Annotated in this window: 25 protein-coding genes; 18 read left to right on the top strand and 7 right to left on the bottom strand. The window is 56.7% G+C overall.

The annotated features are described in order from the left end of the window. Positions 1-217: 217 nt before the first annotated feature. Both Q1K07_RS01390 and coq7 read left to right on the top strand, forming a co-directional pair. Positions 218-559: a histidine triad nucleotide-binding protein gene (locus Q1K07_RS01390; protein WP_300306710.1), complete on the top strand. Its 342-nt coding sequence runs from the start codon at positions 218-220 to the stop codon at positions 557-559. Between the two features lie 214 nt (positions 560-773). Next, entirely contained in the window at positions 774-1,418 is a 645-nt protein-coding gene (coq7, locus tag Q1K07_RS01385; RefSeq protein ID WP_300306708.1) for a 2-polyprenyl-3-methyl-6-methoxy-1,4-benzoquinone monooxygenase, read from the top strand. Positions 1,419-1,560: 142 nt separating this feature from the next. Here coq7 and Q1K07_RS01380 read toward each other — a convergent pair whose 3' ends face one another. The 3 genes from Q1K07_RS01380 to Q1K07_RS01370 form a co-directional block, all read right to left on the bottom strand. After that, positions 1,561-1,980: an OsmC family protein gene (locus tag Q1K07_RS01380; protein ID WP_149283585.1), complete on the bottom strand. Its 420-nt coding sequence runs from the start codon at positions 1,978-1,980 to the stop codon at positions 1,561-1,563. Between the two features lie 134 nt (positions 1,981-2,114). Then, positions 2,115-2,780 carry an N-acetylmuramate alpha-1-phosphate uridylyltransferase MurU gene (gene murU, locus Q1K07_RS01375; protein WP_300306704.1) on the bottom strand — a complete coding sequence of 222 codons (666 nt, stop codon included), beginning with the start codon at positions 2,778-2,780 and terminating at the stop codon, positions 2,115-2,117. Then, on the bottom strand, positions 2,777-3,799 hold the full coding sequence (locus Q1K07_RS01370) for a phosphotransferase (RefSeq protein ID WP_300306701.1): 1,023 nt from the start codon (positions 3,797-3,799) through the stop codon (positions 2,777-2,779). Before Q1K07_RS01370 ends, murU begins: the two co-directional genes overlap by 4 nt. 216 nt (positions 3,800-4,015) lie before the next feature. Between Q1K07_RS01370 and Q1K07_RS01365 the strand changes: the two genes are divergently transcribed. The 8 genes from Q1K07_RS01365 to Q1K07_RS01330 all read left to right on the top strand — a co-directional run bounded on the left by Q1K07_RS01365 (position 4,016) and on the right by Q1K07_RS01330 (position 12,070). After that, positions 4,016-6,481, top strand: a complete 2,466-nt coding sequence (locus Q1K07_RS01365; RefSeq protein WP_300306698.1) for an LPS-assembly protein LptD — start codon at positions 4,016-4,018, stop codon at positions 6,479-6,481. A 61-nt stretch (positions 6,482-6,542) separates the two neighbouring features. Next, positions 6,543-7,181 carry a SurA N-terminal domain-containing protein gene (locus tag Q1K07_RS01360; RefSeq protein WP_300306696.1) on the top strand — a complete coding sequence of 213 codons (639 nt, stop codon included), beginning with the start codon at positions 6,543-6,545 and terminating at the stop codon, positions 7,179-7,181. Between the two features lie 16 nt (positions 7,182-7,197). Continuing rightward, positions 7,198-8,229, top strand: a complete 1,032-nt coding sequence (gene pdxA / locus Q1K07_RS01355; protein WP_300306693.1) for a 4-hydroxythreonine-4-phosphate dehydrogenase PdxA — start codon at positions 7,198-7,200, stop codon at positions 8,227-8,229. A gap of 75 nt (positions 8,230-8,304) precedes the next feature. Beyond that, the gene (rsmA, locus tag Q1K07_RS01350) at positions 8,305-9,183 is read left to right on the top strand and encodes a 16S rRNA (adenine(1518)-N(6)/adenine(1519)-N(6))-dimethyltransferase RsmA (protein ID WP_300306690.1); all 879 of its coding nucleotides are present in this window, start codon (positions 8,305-8,307) and stop codon (positions 9,181-9,183) included. Next, a complete protein-coding gene (apaG, locus tag Q1K07_RS01345) occupies positions 9,180-9,569 on the top strand; it encodes a Co2+/Mg2+ efflux protein ApaG (protein WP_300306687.1) in 390 nt (129 codons plus the stop codon). Before rsmA ends, apaG begins: the two co-directional genes overlap by 4 nt. Positions 9,570-9,706: 137 nt before the next feature. Further along, positions 9,707-10,519, top strand: a complete 813-nt coding sequence (locus Q1K07_RS01340; RefSeq protein WP_300306684.1) for a symmetrical bis(5'-nucleosyl)-tetraphosphatase — start codon at positions 9,707-9,709, stop codon at positions 10,517-10,519. A 106-nt stretch (positions 10,520-10,625) separates the two neighbouring features. Then, positions 10,626-10,955 (top strand): thiosulfate sulfurtransferase GlpE, encoded by a 330-nt coding sequence (glpE, locus tag Q1K07_RS01335; protein ID WP_300306681.1) that lies wholly within the window; start codon positions 10,626-10,628, stop codon positions 10,953-10,955. A 2-nt stretch (positions 10,956-10,957) separates the two neighbouring features. After that, positions 10,958-12,070, top strand: coding sequence for a polynucleotide adenylyltransferase (locus Q1K07_RS01330; protein WP_300306678.1), 1,113 nt, complete (start codon positions 10,958-10,960; stop codon positions 12,068-12,070). Between the two features lie 116 nt (positions 12,071-12,186). Here the strand turns inward: Q1K07_RS01330 and plsY are convergent, their stop codons facing one another. Beyond that, entirely contained in the window at positions 12,187-12,774 is a 588-nt protein-coding gene (gene plsY, locus Q1K07_RS01325; protein WP_300306675.1) for a glycerol-3-phosphate 1-O-acyltransferase PlsY, read from the bottom strand. An 82-nt stretch (positions 12,775-12,856) separates the two neighbouring features. Between plsY and folB the strand changes: the two genes are divergently transcribed. Then, entirely contained in the window at positions 12,857-13,222 is a 366-nt protein-coding gene (folB, locus tag Q1K07_RS01320) for a dihydroneopterin aldolase (RefSeq protein WP_300306672.1), read from the top strand. Then, positions 13,222-13,743, top strand: coding sequence for a 2-amino-4-hydroxy-6-hydroxymethyldihydropteridine diphosphokinase (folK, locus tag Q1K07_RS01315; protein WP_300306669.1), 522 nt, complete (start codon positions 13,222-13,224; stop codon positions 13,741-13,743). Before folB ends, folK begins: the two co-directional genes overlap by 1 nt. 43 nt (positions 13,744-13,786) lie before the next feature. On the opposite strand, the gene tsaD is transcribed toward folK, so the two are convergent. Next, positions 13,787-14,839: a tRNA (adenosine(37)-N6)-threonylcarbamoyltransferase complex transferase subunit TsaD gene (gene tsaD, locus Q1K07_RS01310; RefSeq protein WP_300306666.1), complete on the bottom strand. Its 1,053-nt coding sequence runs from the start codon at positions 14,837-14,839 to the stop codon at positions 13,787-13,789. Between the two features lie 324 nt (positions 14,840-15,163). Between tsaD and rpsU the strand changes: the two genes are divergently transcribed. The 3 genes from rpsU to rpoD all read left to right on the top strand — a co-directional run bounded on the left by rpsU (position 15,164) and on the right by rpoD (position 19,516). Further along, positions 15,164-15,379 carry a 30S ribosomal protein S21 gene (rpsU, locus tag Q1K07_RS01305; protein WP_013333229.1) on the top strand — a complete coding sequence of 72 codons (216 nt, stop codon included), beginning with the start codon at positions 15,164-15,166 and terminating at the stop codon, positions 15,377-15,379. Between the two features lie 235 nt (positions 15,380-15,614). Continuing rightward, positions 15,615-17,474: a DNA primase gene (dnaG, locus tag Q1K07_RS01300; RefSeq protein WP_300306636.1), complete on the top strand. Its 1,860-nt coding sequence runs from the start codon at positions 15,615-15,617 to the stop codon at positions 17,472-17,474. Between the two features lie 197 nt (positions 17,475-17,671). After that, complete coding sequence (gene rpoD / locus Q1K07_RS01295) at positions 17,672-19,516, top strand: RNA polymerase sigma factor RpoD (RefSeq protein WP_300306633.1); 1,845 nt, start codon at positions 17,672-17,674, stop codon at positions 19,514-19,516. A gap of 279 nt (positions 19,517-19,795) precedes the next feature. On the opposite strand, the gene Q1K07_RS01290 is transcribed toward rpoD, so the two are convergent. Beyond that, positions 19,796-20,509 (bottom strand): hypothetical protein, encoded by a 714-nt coding sequence (locus tag Q1K07_RS01290; protein ID WP_300306631.1) that lies wholly within the window; start codon positions 20,507-20,509, stop codon positions 19,796-19,798. 220 nt (positions 20,510-20,729) lie between these two features. Next, on the bottom strand, positions 20,730-21,641 hold the full coding sequence (locus Q1K07_RS01285; RefSeq protein WP_300306628.1) for a LysR substrate-binding domain-containing protein: 912 nt from the start codon (positions 21,639-21,641) through the stop codon (positions 20,730-20,732). A 237-nt stretch (positions 21,642-21,878) separates the two neighbouring features. Between Q1K07_RS01285 and Q1K07_RS01280 the strand changes: the two genes are divergently transcribed. The 3 genes from Q1K07_RS01280 to Q1K07_RS01270 all read left to right on the top strand — a co-directional run bounded on the left by Q1K07_RS01280 (position 21,879) and on the right by Q1K07_RS01270 (position 25,524). After that, positions 21,879-23,258 carry an L-serine ammonia-lyase gene (locus tag Q1K07_RS01280; protein WP_300306625.1) on the top strand — a complete coding sequence of 460 codons (1,380 nt, stop codon included), beginning with the start codon at positions 21,879-21,881 and terminating at the stop codon, positions 23,256-23,258. A 491-nt stretch (positions 23,259-23,749) separates the two neighbouring features. Beyond that, positions 23,750-24,043 (top strand): hypothetical protein, encoded by a 294-nt coding sequence (locus Q1K07_RS01275; RefSeq protein ID WP_300306622.1) that lies wholly within the window; start codon positions 23,750-23,752, stop codon positions 24,041-24,043. After that, positions 24,043-25,524: a sulfotransferase gene (locus Q1K07_RS01270; RefSeq protein WP_300306619.1), complete on the top strand. Its 1,482-nt coding sequence runs from the start codon at positions 24,043-24,045 to the stop codon at positions 25,522-25,524. Before Q1K07_RS01275 ends, Q1K07_RS01270 begins: the two co-directional genes overlap by 1 nt. Position 25,525 lies beyond the last annotated feature (1 nt).

The following is a 25,525-nucleotide window of genomic DNA, read 5'->3' as shown; positions in this document are numbered from 1 at the left end:
CCAGGTATTGCTGAAGCGCTGGATCATTGGGTGGGCGGTAATGCCATGCAGTACCACGGACATCATCATCGTCAGTGCCATACTGGCAAGGGCTCATTGCTGCCGGGGAGAATGCATCATACCGAGGTGAGGACTACTGACAGCGAGGCAGTGTCCGGGTAACCTCATCAGGAATTCTCTTTTTCTTTGCTGCAGCTGCGTGTTTCTGGAGTCTGACATGGATTGCCTTTTCTGCAAGATCATCAATCGCGAGATTCCCGCGGACATCGTCTATGAAGACGATCAGGTGTTGGCCTTCAATGATATAGATCCGAAGGCCCCGACCCACATGCTGGTCATTCCCAAGAAGCATATCCCTACTCTCAATGACATCACCGAGGACGACCTGGCACTGGTGGGACGTCTGCCAATGACGGCTTCCAGACTGGCCAAGGAACAAGGTTTTGCTGAAGATGGTTTTCGAGTGGTGATGAATTGCAATGAAGATGGTGGCCAGACGGTCTATCATATTCATATGCACGTGATGGGCGGTCGTCGCTTCACTTGGCCGGCTGGCTAGCCGGCGCTCGACGGAGTTTCTTCCGGCATCATCAAAGCGTTCGACGCTTCCCGTGCATTCATCGGCGCCGCCTATCATGGGCGGCGCCTCTCATTGGGCTGTGCCATCGTGTCGAGAGCGGGCGCACATGAGCTGCCAGGCAAATGTCTGCCATGGTTTTCTGATGCATGAACCAGTCGCTAGAATAGGCGCAGTCATTGCCAAGGAGTCCGTCATGCCCCGTATCCTCAGCCGTATCGATCAGGCGATCCATCAATTTGATAATGTGCTGCGTACCTTGGTGCCTGGCGCTGCAGTGGCCTCGCGTCCGACTCCTGCAGGAAAGGAGGTAGAGGACGGGGAAATGAGTGCCGAAGAGCGTCATCATGCTGCAGGACTAATGCGCATCAATCATACCGGTGAGGTATGCGCTCAGGCGTTGTATCAGGGACAGGGACTGACCGCGAAGCTGCCGGAAGTGCGTGGCCAGATGGAAGAGGCTGCACAGGAGGAGATCGATCACCTGGCATGGTGCGAAGAGCGCCTGGGTGAGCTGGGATCACGCTCCAGTGTACTCAACCCGTTGTTCTACACGGCCTCCTTCGGCATTGGTGCATTGGCCGGTGCAGTGGGAGACCGTATCAGTCTGGGGTTTGTCGCGGCGACCGAGGAGCAGGTTGGCAAGCACCTGGACAAGCACCTGGAAAGCCTGCCTGCCGGAGATCGGCGTTCCCGTGCGGTATTGGCACAGATGGCCATCGATGAGGCGCATCACGCCCAGCAGGCCCTGGAAGCTGGTGGTGCTCGTTTCCCTGGCCCCGTCAAGGCCGGCATGACACTGATGTCAAAAGTGATGACCAAGAGTGTGTATCGTATCTAGCTACGAGCTACGAGCTACGAGCTACGAGCTACGAGCCTGCATGGCTTGAGCGGGACTCCGAAGCTGGCTTCGGTATCTGTCAATATCTAGCTGTGCTGAATCGTTCGTAGTCCGCTGCTCGGAGCTCGCTGCTGTTGTTGTCTCAGCTTTCGACGATGGTGTATGAGTGAGTGACGTCGACACCGCCCTTGGCGAGCATGATGGAAGCACTGCAGTACTTGTCAGCCGATAGCTCCACTGCGCGTTTCACCTGACTTTCCTTGAGTCCCTTGCCGGTCACGGTGAAGTGCACGTGGATCTTGGTGAACACGGCAGGTACAGCATCAGCGCGTTCCGCTTCGATGCTGGCCACACAATCTTCCACCGGAGCACGGGACTTTTCCAGAATGTCCAGCACGTCGAAGGAGGTGCAGGCTCCCAGGCCCATCAGCAGCATTTCCATGGGGCGGGGGCCTGTGTTACGGCCACCATGGTCGGGTGGGCCATCAATGACCACACTGTGTCCGCTGCCGGACTCGGCCAGGAACTGACGGCCATCGGTCCACTTCACACTGACGTTCATCGCTTATTCCTTTTTCTCCAACCGGTTTCTTCAACCGGGGCTCTCCGCGAGCCAATTTGTGACCAGAGGGCGAGCAGCATAACAGCTACGGCCCTGTGTCTCAGCTGATACACGGTTCTTCCCGCTAGCATATTTCAGCCAGTACGCAGCTGATCATCCAGCTCCTGCAGGCGCTGTGGCGTACCGACATCGACCCAATGGCCTCGGTGATGAGTACCGCCGACACGCTGCTGTTCCATGGCCTGGCGCAGCAAGGGGGCCAGAGGATAGCAGGGTTCAGGCAAGTCATTGACCAGCGCGGGGTCGATCAGGGCGATGCCTGCATAGGTGAGCATCCTTTCACCCTGCACATGAACCCTGCCTGAGTCATCGAGATAGAAGTCCCCATCAGGATGTTGGAGCGGGTTGTCGACCAGGACCAGGTGCGCCAGATCGTTACCCAGTTGCGGAAGGTTGCTCAGCACCAAGTCTGTCCATATATCACCATTGATCAGCAGAAAGGGAGCATCGCCCAGTAGAGGCCTGGCCTTGGCGATGCCTCCAGCTGTTTCCAGCGGCTGTTCCTCATGACTGAATGCCAGCTCGACACCATAACGGGAGCCATCTCCCAGGGCAGAGATGATCTGTTCAGCGCGATAGCTGACATTGACCACGATCTGGCGGATACCGCTGGCGGCGAGGCGTTCGAGGTGATGAACAATCAATGGCTTTCCCGCCACTGGCAGCAGAGGCTTGGGGCAATGATCGGTCAGCGGGCGCATGCGGGTACCCAGGCCCGCGGCGAGAATCATTGCCTTCATGCTGCACTTTCCTTGCCTGCCTGCATGGCCGGTGTGAACGTACTGGTCAGCCATGTCTTGAAGTCCTCATGGCCGGGCAGCTCCGCCAGGCTGTCCTGCAAGTGCTCCAGAAACTGGGGAAGACGTGCCAGGTAGCCTTCTCTGCTATCTCGCAGCGTCAAGCGACAGAAAATGCCGAGCACCTTGATGGCACGCTGGGCCGCCATGGCATTGACCTGAAGAGCAAACGTTGCAGCATCGACATCGGGACCGAGGCGCCCGTCGGCAATGGCTCGCTGGTGGAACGCGGTTATCCATTTCGCTCGTTGTTGCGAAGAGAAGCGACGATAGCGGCCATGCAGCAGTGAAATCAGGTCATAGCTGATGGGGCCAGCCAGCGCATCCTGAAAGTCGATCAGATAGAGACGGCCATCGTGCTGCATGAGGTTCATGGCGTCATAGTCACGGTGCACGGTGACGATGGGTTGCTCCAGAGCGCTGTCGATCAACTGACGGCGAAGAGCGTTCCAGCCCCGGGGAAGCTCCGTCATTCCCAACCAGCGCTGCAGACACCACTGCGGAAACAGGTCCAGCTCGCGACCAAGTGCTTCCTCGTCATAGGGCGGTAGCTGTTCCGGCGAGGTGCGGTTCTGCAGCTCGTCGATCAATGCCAGTGCAGCGTCGAAATATTTCTTGGTCGTGGTTTCGTCGGCGCTTTCCAGAGGCAGGTTGAGTGGCTCGTCACCCAGGTCCTCGAGCTCGACAAAACCAGCTTCGGCGTCCTCTCCATGGATTTTGGGTACGGGCAGGCCGGATTGAAGCCAATATCTGGCTATGCTCACAAAAGGACGGATGTCTTCCTGGGGAGGAGGGGCATCCATCAGCATTCTTGTGCTGCCATCGGCAAGCGTCACGCGATAGTAACGGCGGAAACTGGCATCGCCAGCTGCCAGCGTCACCTGGGTGACCTGACCGGGATGGCGCTGGTCGGCCCAGTTGCTCAGACGGTCGAAGCGGGAGGGGGCGTCGGCCTTGGACATGAAGGATAAGCACTCCTGAAGTGGCATGTCAGAGGTGGCGTTAGTTGACGCTTTCTCGCCCCCGCCGCATGCTGTGTTAACTCATTGACTGCTGTAGCGCCGGATATAAAGCATCAACCAGGGCACATCGCCACTCGCGTTTTGGCCGACTTGGGCGTTACAGGTCATTCTGGGTCTGTATAATACCGATTCACCCCGTCGAGGACAGCGCGCACTATGGCGAAGCGATATGCATGGACGGCCCTGGCTGGCCTCGCCACCTCCAGCCTGATCAACGCCCCCCTGATGGCGGCGCCACCGGATTCCCTGGCTGCCGGTCAGCTTGACTGGCAGCCCTGGGGTGATGATCGTCCGCGTGGGGAAGTCTGCCGGGGCTATTATGTTCAACCCGAATATCGCCTGGAGAAGCCGGCTATAGAGGGTCAGGTCAGCTCTGAATCCGATGAAGCCAATTATGACAACAAAGGCGATACGGTGCTTCAGGGCGGCGTCGTGTTGCGCAAGGGCGATACACAGCTTGAAGCCCCCCATGTACAGGTACCTCCCGAGCGGGATGTGGCCAATATCCAGGGACCCCTGACGCTGCGTGACCAGAACTTGCTGGTCCGCGGCGATAGTGCTCAGGTGTCGTTGAAGACGGACCAGGCCAATGTGGATACTGCCCATTATGTGGCCCATGATGCGCATGTGCGTGGCGACGCCATCCGTCTTGAACGTGTATCGGAAAATGTATTCCGGCTGAACGAAGCCAGTTTCACCACCTGTGACCCCGGCGACAGCACATGGCGATTGGTCGGTAATGACATTCTGCTGGATCGAATGAAAGGCTATGGTATCGCCAAGCACGCTCGCCTCGAACTCGGTAATGTGCCGGTGTTCTATTGGCCTTGGGTGCGTTTCCCCATCGATGAACGACGTCAGACCGGTCTGCTGTGGCCGCTGGTTCAGTTTTCCGATGGTGGACTCGATTACGAGCAGCCCATCTACCTGAACCTGGCACCCAACTACGATGCCACTGTCAGTCCACGCTGGATTCAGGACAGTGGCTTCATGTTGGGGGGCGAGTTCCGTTATCTGCTGCCCAATAGTCGCGGCACCATAGAAGGCGCGTACCTGGCCGATGACGAGAGTGCCGGTGATGACGATTCCAACTCTGAACTGGAGCATGGTGACGACCGCTGGTACTTCGACTATAGCCATGTCGGCAAGATCAATCCGCAGGTGCCGTACAAGCTGCGCTATGGCGCTGCCAGCGATGGCAGCTATTTCGATGACTTCGGCAAGACTTTTGGCGAGTCCTCGACCAATAAGATGTCGCGCCTGGCCCAGATCGATTACCTGGGTGACACCTGGAAGTTGCAGGCCAAGGCTCAGGGTTACCAGAAACTGGATGATCCTCTCAATGAGAAGGACAAGCCGTTCTATCGCTTGCCTAGCCTGACGGCGAAGGCACGTTGGGATCAGGACAGCGGTCTCTATCAAGAGTGGTATTCCAATGCGACGTATTTCTGGCGTGACATCGAAGGTGACGAAAATGGCTTCTATGACTTCGATGGCAGGGAGCGCCGCATCCCTATACGGGAAGCTGCCAACGGTACTCGTCTGACGCTGGCACCTGCACTTGGCTATCGCCTCGACCCCACTTGGGGCTTCTTCGAGCCTCGGGTGGAAATGCGCTATCTACAATACGATCTCGATTATCAGGATCGGATCACGGATCGCTCCGATGATCCGAGCATTGCGGTGCCGGTCAGCACCATTGATGCCGGCCTGATCTTCGAACGCGACCTCAAGGTCGGCAGCGATGACTATCGCCAGACTCTCGAGCCGCGTTTGAATTATGCCTATATCCCGGCCAGGGATCAGAGCGAGTTCCCGGATTTCGATACCAACGAGAAGTCCTTCTCCTGGGGGCAACTGTGGTCGCCTTATCGTTTCTCCGGTGGTGACCGTGTCGGTGACCTCAATCGCCTGTCCTATGGTGTGGAAAGTCGTTTCCTGGAAGACGAAAGTGGCCGTGAACGCCTGTCGCTCGGGGTTGGCCAATCAGCCTACTTCGAGGATCGCAACATTGACATGAACGGCGATCCCGATACCCTGCCGCGTGACGAGGATTCTTTCGACTACTACGAAGCCACGCGAGACCGCTCTGCCTGGGTAACCAAGTTGGACTGGACCATCAATGACAACTGGCGGACCCGTTGGCAGTGGCTCTACGACGATCACCTGGATCGCACCGAGAGCACGGGGGTTGGCTTGCAGTACCGCGCTGATGCAGGACATGTGGTGAACCTGGGGTACCGCTGGCAGATTGAAGGTTTCAGCAAGGAAGATGATCCCGAGGACAATCGCAACTACAACACCGAAGAGGTCGATGTGTCGTTCGCCTACAAGGCGACCAACAACATCGATCTGATCGGTCGACTGCTGTACGACAATACCAATGATCGCGCTCTGGATCAGATGGCGGGTGTGCAGTGGAACGACTGCTGCTATGGTGTGCAGTTGGTGTGGCGCGAGTGGATCGACGATGAGGACACCGCCAATAATATCGAGGATGACACCACGGATCGGGGCGTTTTCCTGCGCTTCGTGCTCAAGGGGCTTGGTGGCGTTGGTGGCGAAGCCGATAGCTACTTCGAGTCTGCGGTACCGGGCTACCGCAATGTTTCACTGAACTGATACCCCCTTGCCGGGTCTTGATTACTGTATATAACTACTGCCGTACAGAGGATGCATCACTATGCGTAGCCGACATCTTGCCACCTTGGTGCTGGCCACCTGCCTTGGCCTTACTTCCATGGTGGCCATGGCGCAGGACGGCTATCGCCAGCCGCTGGATAGAATTGTCGCCGTGGTCAATGAAGATGCCATCATGGCTTCTGAGCTGGAAAGTCGTGTGGCTCAGGCCAAGGCCCGACTCAATACTGGCAATGTGGCCATGCCGCCGGAACAGGCTCTGCGCTCTCAGGTGCTGGACCGCATGATCGTTGAAGAGATCGAAGCCCAGCGTGCCGAAAAGCTGGATCTCAGCGTCGATGAGACAGAACTCAATCGTCAGGTGCGTGCAGTGGCCAGCCAGAATGGCATGACGCTTGACCAGTTTGCCGATGCCGTGGAAGCCGACGGTCTGACGCTGGCGGATGTGCGTGAACAGATCCGCCGTGAGATGTTGATCATGCAGGTGCAGCAAGCGGAAGTGGCTAGCCGGGTCAATGTTACTGAAGCCGAAGTCGACGGCTTCATGCAACAGAACCCTGGAGCTACCCGTGATCAGGCTCGTCAGGCCATCTTCCAGAGCAAGGCCGGGGATGAACTGGACAAGTGGGTCCAGGAAATCCAAGGTGAGGCGTTCATCGATAACCGCCTGAATCAGAATTGATGGGCACGCCTGATTGATGGGTATGCCTCTCGTCATCACTTGTGGAGAGCCCGCTGGCATCGGACCGGAACTGGTGCTGATGTTGGCTGCGCGTCAGGCAGTCTGCTGGGTGACCATTGCCGATCCGCAGCTCATGCATGAGCGCGCCCAGGCAATAGGTGTCGATGTCGACATCGTCGTTCTGGCACCTGGAGACCCCATGCCAGAACCTCGCGTCGGTCGTTTGCCGCTATGGCCTGTAGCATTGCGACGTCCTTGTTGTCCGGGTGTTCTGGATGCCGCGAATGCAACTTATGTGCTCGAAACTCTGGACCTGGCCGTGACAGCCTGCATTGACGGGCATGCATCGGCCATGGTCACGGCGCCCCTGCACAAAGGGGTGATTCGCGATGCCGGCTTTACTGACTTTACCGGGCACACAGAATATCTACGTGATGCCTGTAGCGTAGACGATGTCGTGATGATGTTGGCCACAGACAATGCCCTGCATGGCCGCTTGGCTGGGCAGCCTATGCCGCTGCGAGTGGCATTGGCAACCACCCACCTGCCATTGTCTGATGTCGCCGCTGCCCTGACCCAGGAGAGTCTGGAGCGTGTTCTACGTATTCTGGCGGCGGATCTGACACGCTGGTTCGGTATTCACTCTCCACGCATTGCCGTGTGTGGCCTCAACCCGCATGCCGGCGAAGGCGGACATCTGGGGCGTGAAGAAATTGATGTGATCTCTCCTGTACTTGAGCGCTTGCGGAGCGAGGGCTTGATGCTGGATGGCCCGCTTCCTGCTGATACGCTCTTCACTCCCCGTCATCTGGATGGTGTTGATGCTGTGCTGGCCATGTACCATGACCAAGGGCTGCCAGTGCTCAAGTATTCGGGGTTTGGCAGTGCCGCTAACATCACTCTAGGCCTGCCGCTGGTGCGTACTTCAGTGGATCATGGTACAGCGCTGGACCTTGCCGGTCTTGGCGTTGCCGATCCGGGTAGTCTTGCCGTCGCAATCGCCGTAGCCGAAGACATGGTCGTGCACCAGGCTGCTGGCCGGGCATGATTCTCGTCGAGCCCATGTAGTTTTCGTCCTGCTTCCGCTATATGGCATCGCGGGACTTCAGAAAGGAAAAACAGTATGGCTTCCCGCCCCATGGCGCATCGGGCCCGTAAACGTTTCGGCCAGAATTTCTTGCGTGATCCAGGCATCATTTCTCGTATCGTGCGCTCCATTGGTGCTCGTCCACAGGATCGTGTGATTGAAATCGGCCCGGGGCAAGGCGCCTTGACCGAACCTTTGCTGGCGGACACCAGCGGCCGTCTCGAAGTCATTGAGCTGGACCGTGACCTGATTCCTGGGCTGCGCGTGCAGTTCTTTCAGTATCCTGACTTTGTCATTCACGAAGGTGATGCACTGAAGATGGACTTCGTCGCATTGCGCGACGGTGGTCAGCCACTGCGTGTCGTAGGCAACTTGCCCTACAACATCTCCACGCCATTGATCTCGCATCTGCTTGAGGCCGGTGATGCGATTCAGGATATGACCTTCATGCTGCAGAAGGAGGTCGTCGATCGCTTGGCAGCTCCTCCCGGAGGCGGAGAGCGTGGCCGCCTGTCCGTGCTGGCTCAGTATTTCTGTGAGGTGGAGTCATTGTTCGTGGTGCCTCCGGAGGCTTTCGTACCACGCCCCAAGGTGGACTCTGCCATCGTGCGGCTTACGCCGCACAAGGAAAAAACCTGTGTGGCCAAGGATGAGAAACTACTGTTCGAGGTGGTCCGCGAAGCATTCGCTCAACGCCGCAAGACGCTACGCAACAACCTCAAGGGGCGCATCACAGGGGAGCGCCTGAGCGAGCTCGGCATCGACCCTGGTCGTCGTCCTCAGACCCTTAGCGTGGAAGAGTTCGTGATTATCGCCAACGCGATACATGACAGCGTGGCCGCTAGTGATACGGGTTCAAGTCGTGGCGAAAAGACAGGCTATGGTGCAGGCGAAGAAGGTGGAGAGAACGCATGAGTACGGGAAAGCCAGCGCTGGACATACGTGTTGATGTGCAGCATACCTGGCGCGAGGACGAATCGTCTCCGCTGGAAAACCGTTATGTGTTCAGCTACACGGTGACTGTGCATAACCATTCGCCACACAGCATTCAGATAATGGCGCGTTACTGGAAAATCACCCAGTCCAGCGGACAGGTGCAGGAAGTGCGGGGCAAGGGGGTCGTTGGCAAACAGCCCATGATTGCCCCTGGGCAGACCTTTCGTTACACCAGCCGAGCTATTCTCGATGGGCCTGTGGGGTTTATGGAAGGGGCTTATACCTGCGTCGACACGGCTAGCCAGCGACCTGTTGAAGTACCTGTCGATGTGTTTCGTCTGGCCACGCCCAATCAGGTTCACTAGACGCACAAAGGCCATTCCTGTTGTGTTGGCCTGTATCTGGCTGCTGTCATTAACTTGCTGTTATCGAATTGCTTTTGTTGAAGTGGGTCTTTACACGCTGAAGTGTCCGAAGCGTCTTTGGTTCTCTGGAGTCTTTCATGCCTACTTATGCCGTTGGCGACCTGCAGGGGTGTCATGAAGAGTTCGTGGCACTGCTTGATAAGCTGAGCTTCGATCCGCGCCGTGACCGCTTGTGGCTGGCCGGAGACCTGGTCAATCGCGGTCCTGGGTCTCTGGCCTGCTTGCGGGAAGTGAAGGCGTTGGGTGATGCGGCTCAAGTGGTGCTGGGAAACCACGATCTGCATCTTCTGGCTGTGGCCAGAGGAGGGGCTGATGTCAAACGCAAGGATACGCTACACGATATTCTTGCTGCCCCGGATAGAGAAGCATTGCTCGATTGGCTGCAGGCCTGTCCACTGCTGCTGCGTGACGGCGATACCCTGATGACTCATGCCGGTATTCCTCCCCAGTGGAGCTTGGAGGAGGCAGAAGTATTGGCGACAGAGCTGGCTAGATGCTTGCGCAGTGAAGCAGCGGGTACTTTCTTGCAACAGATGTACGGCAACAAGCCGAGACGTTACCGAGCTGATTTGCATGGCATCGAGCGCCTGAGAGCCATCGTCAACACCTTGACCCGGATGCGTTTCATTGATGCGGAAGGGCGCCTGGATTTTTCTGCCAAGGAAGGCCTGGACAGTGCCCCCGAAGGCTTCGTTCCATGGTTTCAATATTCCCGCAACGACGACCCTTGGTTGCTGTTTGGCCACTGGGCGGCGCTATGTGGCACAACCCCTGGAAGCAAGATCAGGGTGGAAGCCCTGGATACTGGCTGTGTGTGGGGGGGATGCCTGACGGCTCTCAACCTGGATAGTGGGGAGCGCATCAGCGTACCTAGTCTTCAATGTACCTAGTCTTCAACGTACCTTGTCTTCAGTCTGCGTGATGCAGCTTTCGTTTCTTCAATCTTGTATCTACAGATCCACATATCATTTCTCTGACGCTTCTGATGGAGGTTGCATGCATCATCCCAGCTTTCAACACTTGGATACTGGCACGTTAGAACGTTGGCTGGACGAAAGCGTCGAACTGACCCTGGTGGATATCCGTGATCCACAGAGCTTCACTCAAGGGCATATACCAGGAAGTCGCCACCTGGATAATGACAGTATTCCGGCCCTGCTCGAAGAAGCGCCCAAGGAGCGTCCTATGGTCGTGGTCTGCTATCACGGCAATTCCAGTCAACAGGCCGCTGCCTGGTTGTCTTCCCAGGGCTATGCTGATGTCTATAGTCTGGATGGTGGTTTTGTGGGCTGGCAGCAATTGCTGCCAAGCCGCGTCGAGGTCTGAGCATGACCAAGGACCCCTGTGCCGGACTTGATGTCTATCGTGTTGGCGGAGCGGTACGCGATGCGCACCTGGGCTGGCCAGTAAAGGACACGGACTGGGTCGTGGTGGGCGCGACTCCGGAAGACATGCGTAAACGGGGGTTTCGCCCGGTAGGTCGTGACTTTCCCGTGTTCCTTCACCCGCAGACCCAAGAGGAATATGCCCTGGCGAGAACGGAGCGCAAGTCCGGCCATGGCTATACCGGCTTTGTCGTTCATGCCAGTCCCGATGTGACGCTGGAGGAAGATCTGGTCCGGCGTGACCTGACCATCAATGCCATGGCCGAATCGATGGATGGCACACTGGTGGATCCTTTTGGCGGCATGGTGGATCTTGAAGCTCGCATCCTGCGCCATGTCAGTCCCGCCTTTGTGGAAGATCCACTGCGTGTCTTGCGTACTGCACGCTTTTTAGCTCGCTATGCAGGCCTGGGCTTCTCTGTCGCTGCATCTACCATGGCGCTGATGAGTAAGCTTGCCGAGAGTGGCGAATTGACACACCTGGTTGCTGAACGAGTCTGGACGGAAACGGAACGGGCGCTGTCGGAACCTTTCCCTGAGCAGTACTTTCGTACCCTGGATAGCTGTGGCGCTCTCAAGGTGTTGATGCCTGAGTTGTATGAGCACGAGGGGCTGGAACCAAGACTGAAACGAATGCAGGTGTTGCCAGAGGCCTTGAAAGATGTGGCGTCATGGCGTTGGGGCAGGTTGCTGGAAACGTTGAGCGAATCACAGCGCGCCGATCTGGGGCAGCGCCTGAGAATGCCCCGGGTATACCGAGAGCTCATGGAGCAGCTGGCATATACACGGCAGTTGGCCAATGCTGGTGCTGACACCGCGCAGTCGATCATGACGTGGCTGGAAAGTATAGATGCCTGGAGGCGTAGCGAAAGGGTTGGTCCTTTGCTGTCGGTTCTGGCGCTCGACCATCCTGAGCTTGCAGCATCCGTGGGTGTTGCATGGCAAGCCGCATCAAGCCTGGCGCCACGCGATTTAGTGAAGGAAGGATATAGCGGCAGTGAGCTGGGGCATGAACTGGCCCGGCGCAGACTCGCAGCCATCTCTCGTTCGTTGTAGTTTGCTCACCGCTATAGTTCCTCACCCTATAGTTTCTCGCTGCTGTAGTTTGCTCACCGCCATAGTTCCTCACCACCATAGTTTTCATCTCGGATGAGAGGGGATGGCGATCAGGTCTATAGCTTTGGTTCCTTGCCTTGATGCAGACGGTGGATGTTAAGGGCATGGCGAACCAGTACAAGCAGGGCGAATATCAGGACAACCCAGGCAAAATCCGGAGACAACCACAGGCTGATCAGCGGTGCCAGAGTGGCGCTGGCCAGGGAGGCGATTGCTGCGGTATGGATGCGCCAGGCCAGCAGTGCCCAGATGGCGGCACAGATCAGTGCGACGCCAGGCGTCAGCAGGAGCATGACGCCAAAGGCACTGGCCACCGCCTTGCCACCACGGAACCGGTACCAGGCGGGGTAACAGTGGCCAAGCAATACACCGAGACCAATCAGTCCCAGCCCCCAGGGTGGAAGCTGCATGATCATTCCCAGGACCAGAGCTGGCCAACCTTTGGTGGCGTCGATGATCAGCGTTGCCAAGGCCAGTTGCACGCCATGTTGACGTAGTACATTGGAAAAACCTGGGTTGCAGGAGCCCGTGATGCGAGGGTCGGGGAGTCGGGCAAGGCGACATACTGTCATGGCGCCCAGCCAGGTGCCACTCAGGTAGCCCAGTGCTGCCAATGGCAGGATGATGTGTAACTGTAGTCCCATGTGCTGTCTTCCCTCTCCTTGCTCGCGTACAATCGGCGCCTGATTTCACGCACTACCATCAGATTTCATTCGGAACCTCGCGATGGACAAGGTATTGATCGAAGCTCTTGAAGTAGACACGGTAATTGGCGTCTACGAGTGGGAGCGCACTATCACCCAGACACTGTCGCTGGATTTGCTGTTGGCGACCGACATCCGTGCTGCTGCAGAAGATGATGACCTGTCCAAGACCCTGGACTACGATGCCATCAGCCGACGCATTGGCACCTTCGCCAAGGAAAACGACTTCGAGTTGGTCGAGACGTTTGCCGAACGCCTGGCTGCCATGTTACGTGATGAATTCTCCATTCCCTGGCTGCGTTTGACTATTCGTAAACCTGGTGCCGTACCCAATGCCCGAGCTGTCGGTGTCATGATCGAACGGGGCTCTCTGGTGGAGGTGGGTTGATGGCCTTGGTTACGCTCAGTCTTGGCAGCAACATCGAACGCGACCAGCATATTCGAGCCTGTCTCGATGCCTTGGCTGAGACTTTCGGGGAACTGATGGTATCCCGAGTCTTCGAAAGCGAGCCAGTAGGGTTCGAGGATGGCCGTAATTTCTACAACCTGATCGTCGCTTTCAATAGCGAGTGGCAGGTTGCACAACTGCAGACATGGTGCAAGACGCTCGAGTCTCATCATGGTCGGCGCAAGGACAGCCCCAAATTCAGCCCGCGTACATTGGACGTGGATATCCTCACGGTAGGGGATCTGGTGGGGACTCATGATGGGGTGACACTACCCCGTGAAGAAATCCTGCGTCACGCCTTTGTACTGTGGCCTCTGGCTGAAATCCTGCCAGACTTGCGCCATCCCGTCGACGGGAACAGGTATCAGGCATTGTGGACTGAGTTTGACGATCCCGCCCAAGTGCTATGGCCGATCGATTTCGAATGGCAGGGGCACAAGCTGCCCATCAAGCCCAACTGATGCCGCAATCCCGACATCAGGGCGCTTGATGCATGATCCAGTATCAACCTTTCGGGGATTCCTGATCCTTCGGTGACTCCAAGGAGTCCATCGGCCAACGTGGTACAGCTTTCATCTGTCCGATCTCGTCGCGTTCTCCAGCGGCCAGGCGCTGAGCTCCGGCATACGCGATCATGGCGCCGTTATCGGTGCAGAAACGGCCTCGGGGATAGAATACGCGGGCACCTTGCTTGCGACATTGCTCGTCGAGACGGGCACGCAGGCGCACATTGGCACTGACGCCACCTGCCACCACCAAACGTTTGAGTCCAGTCTGTTCCAGCGCTCGGCGGCATTTTATCGCCAGAGTATCGGCTACCGCTTCTTCAAAGGCTCGGGCGATATCGCATCTGGCCTGATCATCAAGCTCATGGCGTCGCTCGAATTCGCGAATGGTGGTCAGTGTATGTGTCTTGAGGCCTGAAAAGCTGAAGTCCAGGCCTGGGCGGTCTGTCATTGGGCGAGGGAAACGCAGGCGCTTTGGGTCGCCGTTTTCGGCCAGTGCCGCGACTCTTGGGCCTCCAGGATAATCAAGACCGAGCATCTTGGCGACCTTGTCGAAAGCCTCGCCGGCGGCATCGTCCACGGATTCTCCGAGTAGCGTGTAGCAGCCAATACCATCCACTCGTACCAGTTGGGTGTGGCCTCCGGAAACCAGAAGAGCAACGAAGGGAAAGGCCGGAGGCTCATCTTCCAGCATGGGAGCCAGCAGATGGCCTTCCATATGGTGAATGCCAAGTACCTGGATACCAAGTGCGCGGGCCATGCCGTGCGCCGTACTGGCGCCAACCATCAGGGCCCCCACCAGGCCAGGGCCTGCGGTGTAGGCAATGGCATCGATATCGTGGCGGCTCATCCCGGCCTGATCCAGTACCTCATCAATCAGTGGCAGAAGGCGTCGGGTATGGTCGCGTGAAGCCAGCTCCGGCACTACGCCGCCATAATCTGCATGCATTGCCACCTGGCTATGCAAGGTGTCAGCCAGCAGGCCATGCTCAGTGTCGTAGATCGCGACGCCGGTTTCATCGCAGGAGGTTTCGATGCCTAATACGCGCATAGGGATTGGACTCGGTAAACAGAGCAGGCTTGTCCAGAGGGTGTGTCCTCGAGGAGGACGGCGTTTCGGACAAGCTCGGACGCCAGAAAGTGCCATATTCTACGCTTTTTCCGTGATTGACTGAACCATTGTGGAAGTAAAGGATTTGCATAGTCCCGGTTCGACGACTAAAATGCTGTGCGCTGTAAGACTGGGTCGTGCATCCAGGGCTCAGAAGACCAGCAACACGGCAGGGTGTGTAAACCGATGTCACGGTTGTTGGAGGTTGGCCTTGAAGGTGTACGTACAAACCGAACTCAAGTTACCCAAGGTGGTGAGTGCTTAATGCCTTCTGTCAAAGTACGTGATAACGAGCCGTTTGACGTCGCTCTGCGTCGCTTCAAGCGTTCCTGTGAAAAAGCCGGCGTTCTGTCCGAAGTTCGTCGTCGTGAGCAGTACGAGAAGCCGACTGCCGAGCGCAAGCGCAAGGCTGCTGCCGCTGTAAAGCGTCACGCCAAGAAGCTCCAGCGTGAGCGTAAGCGCTTCGAACGTCTCTATTGATCCGTACTTGAGTCGGGGATATTTCGATGTCCGCGATTCAGGAGGACGCCAGGGAAACCTGTCTAAAATTTATTTAGCGTTTCCCCAAGCGGCCGCCATCCGGTGGCCGCTTGTTTTTTCCGTCTTTCGCTTTCCTGCTGGAAGGGTGGGTGCCGGACCGACGTTCTTCTCGGGTTGATGCTCTTCTTGGAGTCATACGTTTCTTCGGAGTCATGCTCTATTTTTGGAGTCATACATGGCCGGTCAGATTCCTCAGCGCTTCATCGATGATCTTCTGGCTCGTGTTGATGTCGTCGAGGTGGTGGGTGAGCGTGTCAAGCTGAAGAAAGCAGGGCGCAATCACTCAGGGCTGTGTCCCTTTCATCAGGAGAAAAGCCCTTCATTCACTGTCAGTGCTGACAAGCAGTTCTATCACTGCTTCGGTTGCGGTGCTCATGGTAATGCTCTGCGCTTCCTGATGGAGTATGACAAGCTGCGCTTTCCTGAAGCGGTCGAGCAGTTGGCTTCTCGCGTCGGTATGGAAATTCCGCGGGAAGGCCGTGATGACCCCCAGGCCCAGGCTCGAGAGAAAAAACGCAAGGAAGGTGTCAACCTGCTGGAAATGTCGGCCAGTTTCTTCCGTGAACGGCTGAAAATGCCTGAAGGGCAGGCGGCGAGAGAATACCTGGAGCGTCGCGGGCTCTCACTAGAAGTCCAGCGGGCCTTCGGGATTGGATACGCTCCGGGGCAGTGGGATGCATTGAAACAGCATCTCGGCGGCCAGGGTGTCGCCGAAGGCTTGCAGGTAGAGTACGGCCTGCTGGTGCAGCATGAGGACAGTGGCCGCACCTATGACCGTTTTCGTGATCGGGTGGTCTTTCCGATTCGCGATATACGTGGCCGAACCCTGGGGTTTGGCGGCCGGGTGCTGGGTGATGCCAAGCCCAAGTATCTCAATTCTCCCGAGACTCCTGTGTTCCACAAGGGGCGGGAGTTGTACGGTCTGTATGAGGCGCGTCAGGCCAATCATCGGCTCGAGCGCTTGCTGATCGTCGAAGGTTACATGGATGTGGTGGCATTGGCTCAGTTCGGCATCGTCAATGCGGTGGCGACCTTGGGAACAGCGACTACTGAAGACCACTTGCAGCGCCTGTTTCGTCTGGTTGGCGAAGTCGTGTTCTGCTTCGATGGCGACAAGGCGGGGCGTCAGGCGGCGGCCAGGGCTCTGGAGACGGTACTGCCGCAGATGATTGATGGTCGCCAGGCGCGTTTCCTGTTCCTGCCCGAGGGGGAGGATCCGGATACCCTGGTGCGCAAGGAGGGGGCCAAGGCCTTCGAGGATCGTATCACCTGTGCCAGCCCGCTATCGGAGTTCCTCTTCGATCAGGCTGCCCAGGGGCGTGACCTGGCTCGCGTTGAAGATCGCGAACGTTATGCCAGCCAGGTGCTTGCCGCTATCGAAAGGCTTCCGCAAGGCGTGCTCAAGTCACTGATGCTGACGGAACTATCGCGTCGCACTGGAGTCGATGAATCACGTTTCGAAGCGTTGATGGCGAGCCATCAGCGTCAGCCAGACACTATGGCGGGTGTTGGTGCTGCTCCAGCAGAAGAGGGGGTTGCTTTCGAAGAGCCCATGTCGGGGTTCGGCGAAGGCATGGCTCCGTCAGGCATGTCGCGCAGCAAGCGCCAAGGGGCTGCACTGGGATTGATGGCTCGAGCCTTGCAGTTGCTTGTGCATGAGCCACGCTTGTTTGAGAGCCTGCCCGAGGATGACGGCTGGTGCCTGGGCGATGATGATGACAGTCGTTTGTGTCGCGAAGTTATCGGGCTGCTCAGGGCCGGGGGCTATGCCAGTGCGCAAGTGCTGTTGATGCACTTCCACGGTAGTCAGGATGGGGAACGTCTGGCTGCACTGGCACGACGGGAACTGTTGATTCCTGTTGCTGCTCGGAGAGCAGAGTTGGAAGGGCTGGTGGAATACTTCCGTCGCCGCCAGCGCCAGCGCTCTCCGGAAGAGGAGTTGGATGCGCTATTGGCCAAGGATCGTGCCGGCGAGCGCCTCAGTCGCGAGGAACGTGAACGACTGATGGCTCTGTTGACGGAAGTCAGGGGTTGAATTATTGCCCCGCACCACCATCTAAAGAATACTCGTCGGGAATAGGTGCAACCCGACAAACTAACACACCTGGATGATAGAGCAAATACATTTTGCTGGCAGAGATAGGGCCCTAAGCGCTATACTGTTCTGCTTACCGAGTTTTTTCTCCTCAGTGCTTCAGGTGCTTCATTCTTCTTCGTCGAGATAGGGTTTCTATGGCTGGAAATGCGCAGCAGCAGTCACGTCTGAAGGAGTTGATCGCGCGCGGCAAGGAACAGGGTTACCTGACCTATGCCGAGGTCAACGACCACCTTCCCGAAGATATTGCCGATCCAGATCAGGTCGAAGATATCATCGGCATGATCAATGACATGGGTATCAGCGTTGTCGAAGAGGCTCCCGATGAAGATACCCTGATGATGTCGGACCATTCAACCGACGAATCCGCTGCCGAGGAGGCCGTGGCAGCACTGGCAGCAGTAGAGAGTGACGTGGGCCGCACCACCGATCCTGTGCGCATGTACATGCGTGAGATGGGAACGGTGGAACTGCTGACCCGCGAAGGCGAGATCGAGATTGCCAAACGTATCGAGGAAGGTACCCGCGAGGTGATGTCCGCGCTGGCCTACCTGCCTGGAGCAGTAGAGTCCATCCTCGAAGCCTATGATGCGACTCAGGACGAAGAAGCACCTGGCCGTCTGTCTGACCTGTTCTCTGGTTTCATCGATCCCGATGAGGGAATTCCTGGTGTGGCCGAGGCTGATCTTCCTGAGGAAAGCGAGACAGCCTCCGTGGAAGATGATGGCGATGACGACGACGATACCGCCGAAGAAGATGACGCTGGTGGTGGCCCTGATCCGGAAGAGGCTCGCGCCCGTTTCGAGCAGATTCGTGAGCAGGTAGCGGCGGTAAGCTCCACCATCGAATCCAAGGGGCGTGGATCTGCCGAGGCCCAGGAAGAGCTGGCGCGTCTGGCCGAACTGTTTTCCCCGATCAAGCTGGTGCCCAAGCATTTCGAGCGTCTGGTAGGGCAGGTGCGTATCAGCGTCGAGCAGGTTCGTGCTCAGGAAAAGACGGTGATGCAGCTGCTGGTCAAGAAGGCCAAGGTACCGCGCAAGACCTTCATCAAGGACTTTCCTGGTAACGAGTCCCGGCTTGACTGGCTGGATGACTTCATCGCCGCCAATGCCCGTTATGCTGAAGGGCTGGAAGAGTTGCGTGCGGACGTCCAGCGTGCCCAGCGCAAGATTGCCTTCGAAGAGGAAATGGTCTGCCTGCCGGTCAGTGAGATCAAGGAAGTCAACCGTCGGCTGTCGATTGGTGAGGCCAAGGCTCGTCGGGCCAAGAAGGAGATGGTCGAGGCCAACCTGCGCCTGGTAATCTCCATTGCCAAGAAGTACACCAACCGTGGCCTGCAGTTCCTGGATCTGATTCAGGAAGGCAACATCGGCCTGATGAAGGCGGTCGACAAGTTTGAATACCGTCGCGGCTACAAGTTCTCGACCTATGCCACCTGGTGGATTCGCCAGGCGATCACTCGCTCCATTGCTGACCAGGCACGTACCATTCGTATTCCGGTACACATGATCGAGACGATCAACAAGCTCAACCGCGTTTCTCGCCAGATGTTGCAGGAAATGGGGCGTGAGCCGACTCCGGAAGAGTTGGGTGAGCGTCTGGAGATGCCGGAAGACAAGGTGCGGAAAGTGCTCAAGATTGCCAAGGAGCCGATCTCCATGGAGACGCCCATTGGTGATGACGACGACTCGCACCTGGGTGACTTCATCGAAGACGCTACCATGATCCTGCCGATCGACTCGGCGACGGGTGAGGGGCTGGTCGAAGCGACTCGCAATGTTCTGGGTGGCTTGACCGCGCGTGAAGCCAAGGTGTTGCGTATGCGCTTCGGTATTGACATGAATACCGATCACACCCTGGAAGAGGTCGGCAAGCAGTTTGACGTTACTCGTGAGCGTATCCGTCAGATCGAAGCCAAGGCGTTGCGTAAACTGCGTCACCCAACACGTTCGGAGCCGCTGCGGTCTTTCCTCGATGAATGATCGTACGTCGAGGGCGATGCTGAAAGCACGCTGCTGAAAATGACAATGCCCGTGGAGAGATCCACGGGCATTGTCGTATATCAGGGCATTGTCGTATCAGGTGACTGGCAAGTTACGGTGCTCGATTATGCTGCGTTGAGATGCGGTGCCGTGCCGTGGGACTATCATGGGGACTATCCAAGTCGCTCAATTCTGGCGACATCCCCGGCGGATGTCGCCTTGCCTAGCCATTATCCATGGCCTTTGTCAGCTCGTTCTTGAGCTCACATCAACTTCTTCTCACTGTTTCTTCTGCTGCTGTTGCTGTTGCACGAGATCGCTTTGCGATTGAGGGGCGGGCGTCTGTTTGCTGGAGGCTGAAAACCGGCGCCGTGCCCAGAGACACAATTCGATGACCGCGTAGAGCAATAGCACATAGCCGAATAGCTCGACCACTTCTTCGGCAGCATCCTTGAAGATCCTGTCGTAGTTATTGCCAAGCAGGGTTTCCCACATGGCCCCGCGCCCGAACAGGCGAGAGAAGGCGAAGGTACATAGAAAGCCGGAAGCGAACACGCCAAAGGCGAAGCTGTCGGAGATGCTTTCAAACTCCTTTAAGAAGGCATGCCGATGGCGAATGGTCTGATAGAGAATCGGTAGCACCAGTAGCGTGACCAGTGTCTGCCAGGCGCCATCGAATACATAAATGTCGAGAAAGGCATCCTGCTCACGAATAAGGGCACTCCCCAGCAGGCCCAGCATCAGCAATGTGACCCTAGGCAGGGCGCCAAGAACCTGGCGGGTATAGAGCAGCAGCAAGCAGCAGCTCAGAAGAAGGATTGACTGAGTGATCTCGGTGAACCCTAGTTCGCTGAAGCGGATGTCCGGTGACAATCCGGCTTCCCATAGCACGCCTTGCATGATGCCACCGATACCCAGCAGATAAACAAGGGCTCGCAGGCATGTCTGGCGGAAGCTGATGGTAGGGGGTGGAGAAGTGGGCGATTTTGACATCCCTGGCCTCCAAAGGGGATTTGAAAGCCGACTATTATACCTTAGTTACATTTCTTTGCTTAATCGTTATTTTGGATTGAGGCGTTATCTTGCCGGGGCGCAAGAGGTAGTTGGTGCAAGAGGTCGTTAGTGCAAGAAGTCGTTAGTGCAAGAGGGAGTTGGTGCAGAGGTGGTTGGCACGAGACTTCAAGGCAAGGTGCTAATGTCTCACCCATCAAGGTCAGCGCTGCGCCTCTTCCACGATCCAATCGTGCACGGCCCTGACTCGACGGTCATCCAGGGCGCCACTGGCATGAACAATCCCATAGTGCTTGCCGGTGTCGACGCGGGTACGGAAGGGGGCAATCAGTGCACCGCTATCCAGCTCGCTGGTGATCAGTGTTTCCCGCGCAATGGCGACCCCCATGCCGGCAATGGCTGCTGCCATGGTCAGGTGATTGCGGTTGAAGGTGTAGCCACGTTCCAGGTTGATGGGCGGGGCGTCAATGGCCGAGAGGTAGTGGTGCCATTCACCATACTCATGGCTGCCACGCCAGGCGGTAATGTCATGCAGAAGTGGGTACCAGGCCAGATCCTCGGGGGTGCGCAAGGGAGGGCGGCCACGTAAAAGACCGGGAGAGCATACCGGGAAGATGCGCTCCTCCATCAGGGGGGTGATGGTCAACCCTGGGTATTGGCCATCGTTGAGGTCGATGGCCAGGTCAAAGTTGCCATCACGCAGGGAGATGTTGCTATCTTCAGAGGTGATATGCAGCTCGATGTCTGGGAAGCGCGCCTGCAAGCGCGGCAAGCGCGGCATCAGCCACTTGTTCAGGAAAGACGGTACTGATCGTAGTCGAATCACACCGCTCATGACGCCGCTGCGCAAGCGGTTCACTTCAAGCCCTACGGCCTGATAGGCATCTTCCACTACTGCCGCCAGGCGTTTGCCTTCCTCTGTCAGTTCCAACCTGCGTGGCAGGCGCAGGAACAGCTTGAACCCAAGGCGATCTTCCAGTTGCTTGATCTGTTGGCTGACGGCACCCGTCGTCACATGCAGTTCCTCTGCCGCACGAGTAAAGGAAAGGTGACGAGCGCTCACGGCAAAGCCTTTCAGCCAGGCGTGGGTCTGGGCATTAAGCAGGCGACTCATAGGGAAGTGATACGCTCCAATTATGGTTTAGCTGAGCTATAGCTTAAGCCAGATATTCTATGTTGTTGTGCGGCTTGATGAGATCCATCATAGCGCTAAAGAGGGAGGGGGTAACAAGAGGCTTTAGTGAAATTGATGACTGGCCTTTCCCTACCGCATGACCGTGCATCCCTGAATAACCTATGAAAAGTGTCTCAAGACACCCTCCCGGCAGCATATAACAAGAGGTTCTCCCCCATGGCGATCAGCGTATTCGACTTGTTCAAGATCGGTATCGGACCGTCCAGTTCTCACACCGTGGGGCCGATGAGGGCGGCATATGACTTCGTCGCTGGCCTGCGTCGCGATGAATTGCTTGAGCGTGTTGCCGGTGTTGAAGTGCACCTTTATGGCTCGTTGTCTGCTACCGGAAAGGGGCATGCCACTGATCGGGCGACACTCATGGGATTGATGGGCGAGCGTCCCGATACGATTGACCCAAGCATTGTCGGCCCTTGCATCGAGGAACTGCTTGAAAGCCAGACGCTGATGCTGGGGGGACATGTCGCCGTGCCCTTTGTCTGGGCTCGTGACTTGCTGTGGCACGAGGAAAACCTGCCTTACCATCCCAATGCGATGACGCTGGTCGCCAAGGGCCATGGCGAAGAGCTGCGTCGTGAAACCTATTATTCCATCGGTGGTGGCTTTGTCATCGATGAGGCTCAGGCCCAGGAAGGCTCCCTGGATACTGATCATACGGCGTTGCCGTACGACTTCAACAGCGGCGCCGAGTTGATGGCCCTGTGTCGTCTTCACGACATGTCGATCAGCGAGCTGATGATGGAGAACGAAAAGGCCTGGCGCCCGGAAGCTGAAGTACGCGCAGGCTTATGGGATATCTGGCAGGCCATGCAGGAATGTGTCGAACGGGGCGTTCACAATGAAGGCATTCTGCCAGGTGGCCTCAATGTCAAGCGTCGTGCTGCCGCTCTCTATCGTCGCCTGGAAGCCATGGCTGATGATGCAGGCCTGATTGCTTCCACGTTCTCGGCCATGGATTGGGTCAATGTCTACGCCCTGGCAGTGAATGAAGAAAATGCCGCTGGCGGACGTATGGTCACTGCACCGACCAACGGTGCAGCAGGGATCATTCCGGCAGTGCTGCATTACTACATGAAGTTTCAACCAGGTGCCTGCGAGAAGGATGTCGTCAATTTCCTGCTTACTGCCGCGGCCGTCGGGACTCTGTGCAAGAAGAACGCGTCCATTTCCGGGGCCGAGGTTGGCTGCCAGGGAGAAGTCGGCTCGGCCTGCGCTATGGCAGCGGCAGGGCTGGCTGAGGTCATGGGAGGAAGTGTTCCCCAGGTGGAGAATGCTGCCGAGATTGGGCTTGAGCACAACCTTGGCCTGACCTGTGACCCGGTTGGCGGCCTGGTTCAGGTTCCCTGTATCGAGAGAAATGCGATTGCCTCGGTAAAAGCCATCAATGCGGCACTGATGGCATGCCGAGGAGATGGGGATCACTTTATATCTCTGGATCAGGCGATTCGTACCATGCGTGATACCGGTGCTGACATGCAGGAGAAATATAAGGAAACCTCGCGAGGTGGTCTGGCGGTAAATGCCATCGAATGCTGAGGAATGTCTGAGTAAGAAGGCGGTCTATATAAACCGGCTCATGTAAGTCCATCAGAAAAGTGTTTTATATTCAGGTGCTTCTTGTTCACGTGACTGAATTTATGTGGGCTGGAAGCTATATGTGACTTTTGAACGAAATCAGGTCTAAAATATTTTTTAACCTGTTGAATATGAGTGTTTTTTTTGGTTTTGGCAGGCTTTGAATGTAAGTGAGCTGTTGGGCCTGTTGCAAGTTGCTGGATCGGGTGATTCCGTCATTTTTTGGACGAACGACACCTCTGAACCTGGATACTATATCCTGGCTCAGAGGTGTTTTTTTATGCCATTCTCATGTCAGAACAGGTTGTGATTCTTAAGGGATTAATTAACCCTGTCGCTAGTGAGCAACATATAAAAACTGGGCAAGAATTTAGGGAACAAGTCGTTTACTGCATAGTCCACTTTACGAGGTATTCAATTTATAGGATTGCTTGACTCAAAGGAGCCTTCTCATGTTTCAACGGATCCCTTTTCAACGAGCCTTTTGTCAACGAAGCCTGGGTCTCGCTAGTCTGGTGCTTGTCTCCTCCAGTTTGGCTGCTACCCCGGCGTTTGCCTATGTAGGCCCAGGGGCTGGGCTTACTGCAATCGGCACCATGATCGCCGTCATTCTGGCCCTGGTGCTGGCGGTAGTCGGCTTCGTCTGGTACCCGCTGAAGCGGTTGATGCGCAAGAAGCGTACGGCTAGTACTCAGGAAAATGTGCAGGCCGAGGAAGCCTCGGATGATTCACGAGGTTCCCAGTAATGGCTCTTGCTGCATTGATTGCAGGGCTTGTTGCCTTTGTCATGGTGTTGCGTGTGCTGGCAGCAGAGCGCCATGCCTTGCAGGTGATAAAGGTGGCCCAGGATGCAATGGGCGTGATCACGGATCCGGATCTGAGCGATGACATCAAGGAAAAGAGTATTCAGCGTGCGTCCCTTTCCTTGATGAAAACGTTCTTCATTCTGTTGGCCATTGGCGTGGCAGCCTGTGTGGCTGCTGCGCTGTTCGTTCTGGCAGGAGATGCGCTTGACCTGTTCACTACAGATCAAGTGATGGCGATTGCTACCAGTTGGTCATTCATCCTGTGGTCTTCCTTGGGGGCCATTATACTTTGGGTTCTCAGTGGAAAATTGAAGAAACGAAGCCCGCAGGCGGATACTGAAACGGCAGAGGATGCCGCGGCTGCTCGCGAAGAAGTACCGTATTCCGCGATTGACAAGGCGCTGCATAACTACGCTTTTTCCTCACCATCTCGTCAGATCGCGTTATCGTCATTCGAAGACAAGCTTTGGAAAGGTACGCTAGCCGAAACCCAAGTGGGCAGGCCGGTCTTCGTGACCTCGCTGCCGCGTGCCGGAACGACCATTCTGCTGGAACTGCTGGCCCGCCAGGAGGAATTTGCTTCGGCTTCCTATCGCAACATGCCATTCACCATGTCGCCATTACTATGGGGGCGTTTTTCGAGCATGTTTCGCAAGAAGGGTGAAAAGTCCGAACGTGCGCATGGCGATGGGATTGCAGTGGACTTCGATAGTCCAGAAGCCTTCGAGGAAATGGTCTGGATGGCTTTCTGGGGCGAACATTACACTGACAAGAGCATCGAGCTCTGGGGGGCTGAAGATCGTAACCCTGAATTCGAGGAATTTCTTTCTCGGCATATGCGCAAGATCGTGGCCAGTGTGCCTGGTTCGCAGCGTTATGTGTCGAAGAACAACGCGAATATTGCTCGCTTGCCACTACTGGATGCCGCGTTTCCCGAGGCCCAGATAGTGATCCCCGTGCGCGACCCTGCGTCACAGATTTCATCATTGATGCGCCAGCATCAGCGCTTTGCTGATCTTCACTCGCGTGACCGCTTTGCCCGACAGTACATGGAAGGGATTGGACATTTCGAGTTCGGTGCTGCACTGCGTCCCATCGCCTTTCCTGGGGCTCCGCAAGGTGCAGAAGGTGCTGAGCGTGCTGATTACTGGCTGCGTTACTGGATTGCGGCTTACGAGCATGTGTTGAGCACGGCTCCCGTGGCGTCTGTCTTTGTTGATCATGCTGCACTGAGCCGTGACCCAGAGGCCCAGTTGCCGATGCTTGCTGAGGTGCTGGGGGTTGAGCATCGCGAGGCTTTCAATGCAGCTTCCGAGATGTTCCGGGCGCCTGGTGTTTCGCCTGAACTGCCTAATGCCTCCCCTGATCTGGTACAGCGTGCCAATGATCTTTACGCACAACTCCAGGAACGGGCACTTTAAG

Source organism: Halomonas sp., from assembly GCF_029263665.1.
Lineage (GTDB): Bacteria > Pseudomonadota > Gammaproteobacteria > Pseudomonadales > Halomonadaceae > Halomonas.
The sequence above is the reverse complement of the archived record's forward strand: the minus strand, read 5'-3'. Positions and strand labels throughout refer to the sequence as shown.

Coding starts and splice junctions, on each gene's coding strand:
- Q1K07_RS01390 (WP_300306710.1), top strand. CDS start 218: ATGGATTGCCTTTTCTGCAAGATCATCAATCGCGAGATTCCCGCGGAC.
- coq7 (WP_300306708.1), top strand. CDS start 774: ATGCCCCGTATCCTCAGCCGTATCGATCAGGCGATCCATCAATTTGAT.
- Q1K07_RS01380 (WP_149283585.1), bottom strand. CDS start 1,980: ATGAACGTCAGTGTGAAGTGGACCGATGGCCGTCAGTTCCTGGCCGAG.
- murU (WP_300306704.1), bottom strand. CDS start 2,780: ATGAAGGCAATGATTCTCGCCGCGGGCCTGGGTACCCGCATGCGCCCG.
- Q1K07_RS01370 (WP_300306701.1), bottom strand. CDS start 3,799: ATGTCCAAGGCCGACGCCCCCTCCCGCTTCGACCGTCTGAGCAACTGG.
- Q1K07_RS01365 (WP_300306698.1), top strand. CDS start 4,016: ATGGCGAAGCGATATGCATGGACGGCCCTGGCTGGCCTCGCCACCTCC.
- Q1K07_RS01360 (WP_300306696.1), top strand. CDS start 6,543: ATGCGTAGCCGACATCTTGCCACCTTGGTGCTGGCCACCTGCCTTGGC.
- pdxA (WP_300306693.1), top strand. CDS start 7,198: ATGGGTATGCCTCTCGTCATCACTTGTGGAGAGCCCGCTGGCATCGGA.
- rsmA (WP_300306690.1), top strand. CDS start 8,305: ATGGCTTCCCGCCCCATGGCGCATCGGGCCCGTAAACGTTTCGGCCAG.
- apaG (WP_300306687.1), top strand. CDS start 9,180: ATGAGTACGGGAAAGCCAGCGCTGGACATACGTGTTGATGTGCAGCAT.
- Q1K07_RS01340 (WP_300306684.1), top strand. CDS start 9,707: ATGCCTACTTATGCCGTTGGCGACCTGCAGGGGTGTCATGAAGAGTTC.
- glpE (WP_300306681.1), top strand. CDS start 10,626: ATGCATCATCCCAGCTTTCAACACTTGGATACTGGCACGTTAGAACGT.
- Q1K07_RS01330 (WP_300306678.1), top strand. CDS start 10,958: ATGACCAAGGACCCCTGTGCCGGACTTGATGTCTATCGTGTTGGCGGA.
- plsY (WP_300306675.1), bottom strand. CDS start 12,774: ATGGGACTACAGTTACACATCATCCTGCCATTGGCAGCACTGGGCTAC.
- folB (WP_300306672.1), top strand. CDS start 12,857: ATGGACAAGGTATTGATCGAAGCTCTTGAAGTAGACACGGTAATTGGC.
- folK (WP_300306669.1), top strand. CDS start 13,222: ATGGCCTTGGTTACGCTCAGTCTTGGCAGCAACATCGAACGCGACCAG.
- tsaD (WP_300306666.1), bottom strand. CDS start 14,839: ATGCGCGTATTAGGCATCGAAACCTCCTGCGATGAAACCGGCGTCGCG.
- rpsU (WP_013333229.1), top strand. CDS start 15,164: ATGCCTTCTGTCAAAGTACGTGATAACGAGCCGTTTGACGTCGCTCTG.
- dnaG (WP_300306636.1), top strand. CDS start 15,615: ATGGCCGGTCAGATTCCTCAGCGCTTCATCGATGATCTTCTGGCTCGT.
- rpoD (WP_300306633.1), top strand. CDS start 17,672: ATGGCTGGAAATGCGCAGCAGCAGTCACGTCTGAAGGAGTTGATCGCG.
- Q1K07_RS01290 (WP_300306631.1), bottom strand. CDS start 20,509: ATGTCAAAATCGCCCACTTCTCCACCCCCTACCATCAGCTTCCGCCAG.
- Q1K07_RS01285 (WP_300306628.1), bottom strand. CDS start 21,641: ATGAGTCGCCTGCTTAATGCCCAGACCCACGCCTGGCTGAAAGGCTTT.
- Q1K07_RS01280 (WP_300306625.1), top strand. CDS start 21,879: ATGGCGATCAGCGTATTCGACTTGTTCAAGATCGGTATCGGACCGTCC.
- Q1K07_RS01275 (WP_300306622.1), top strand. CDS start 23,750: ATGTTTCAACGGATCCCTTTTCAACGAGCCTTTTGTCAACGAAGCCTG.
- Q1K07_RS01270 (WP_300306619.1), top strand. CDS start 24,043: ATGGCTCTTGCTGCATTGATTGCAGGGCTTGTTGCCTTTGTCATGGTG.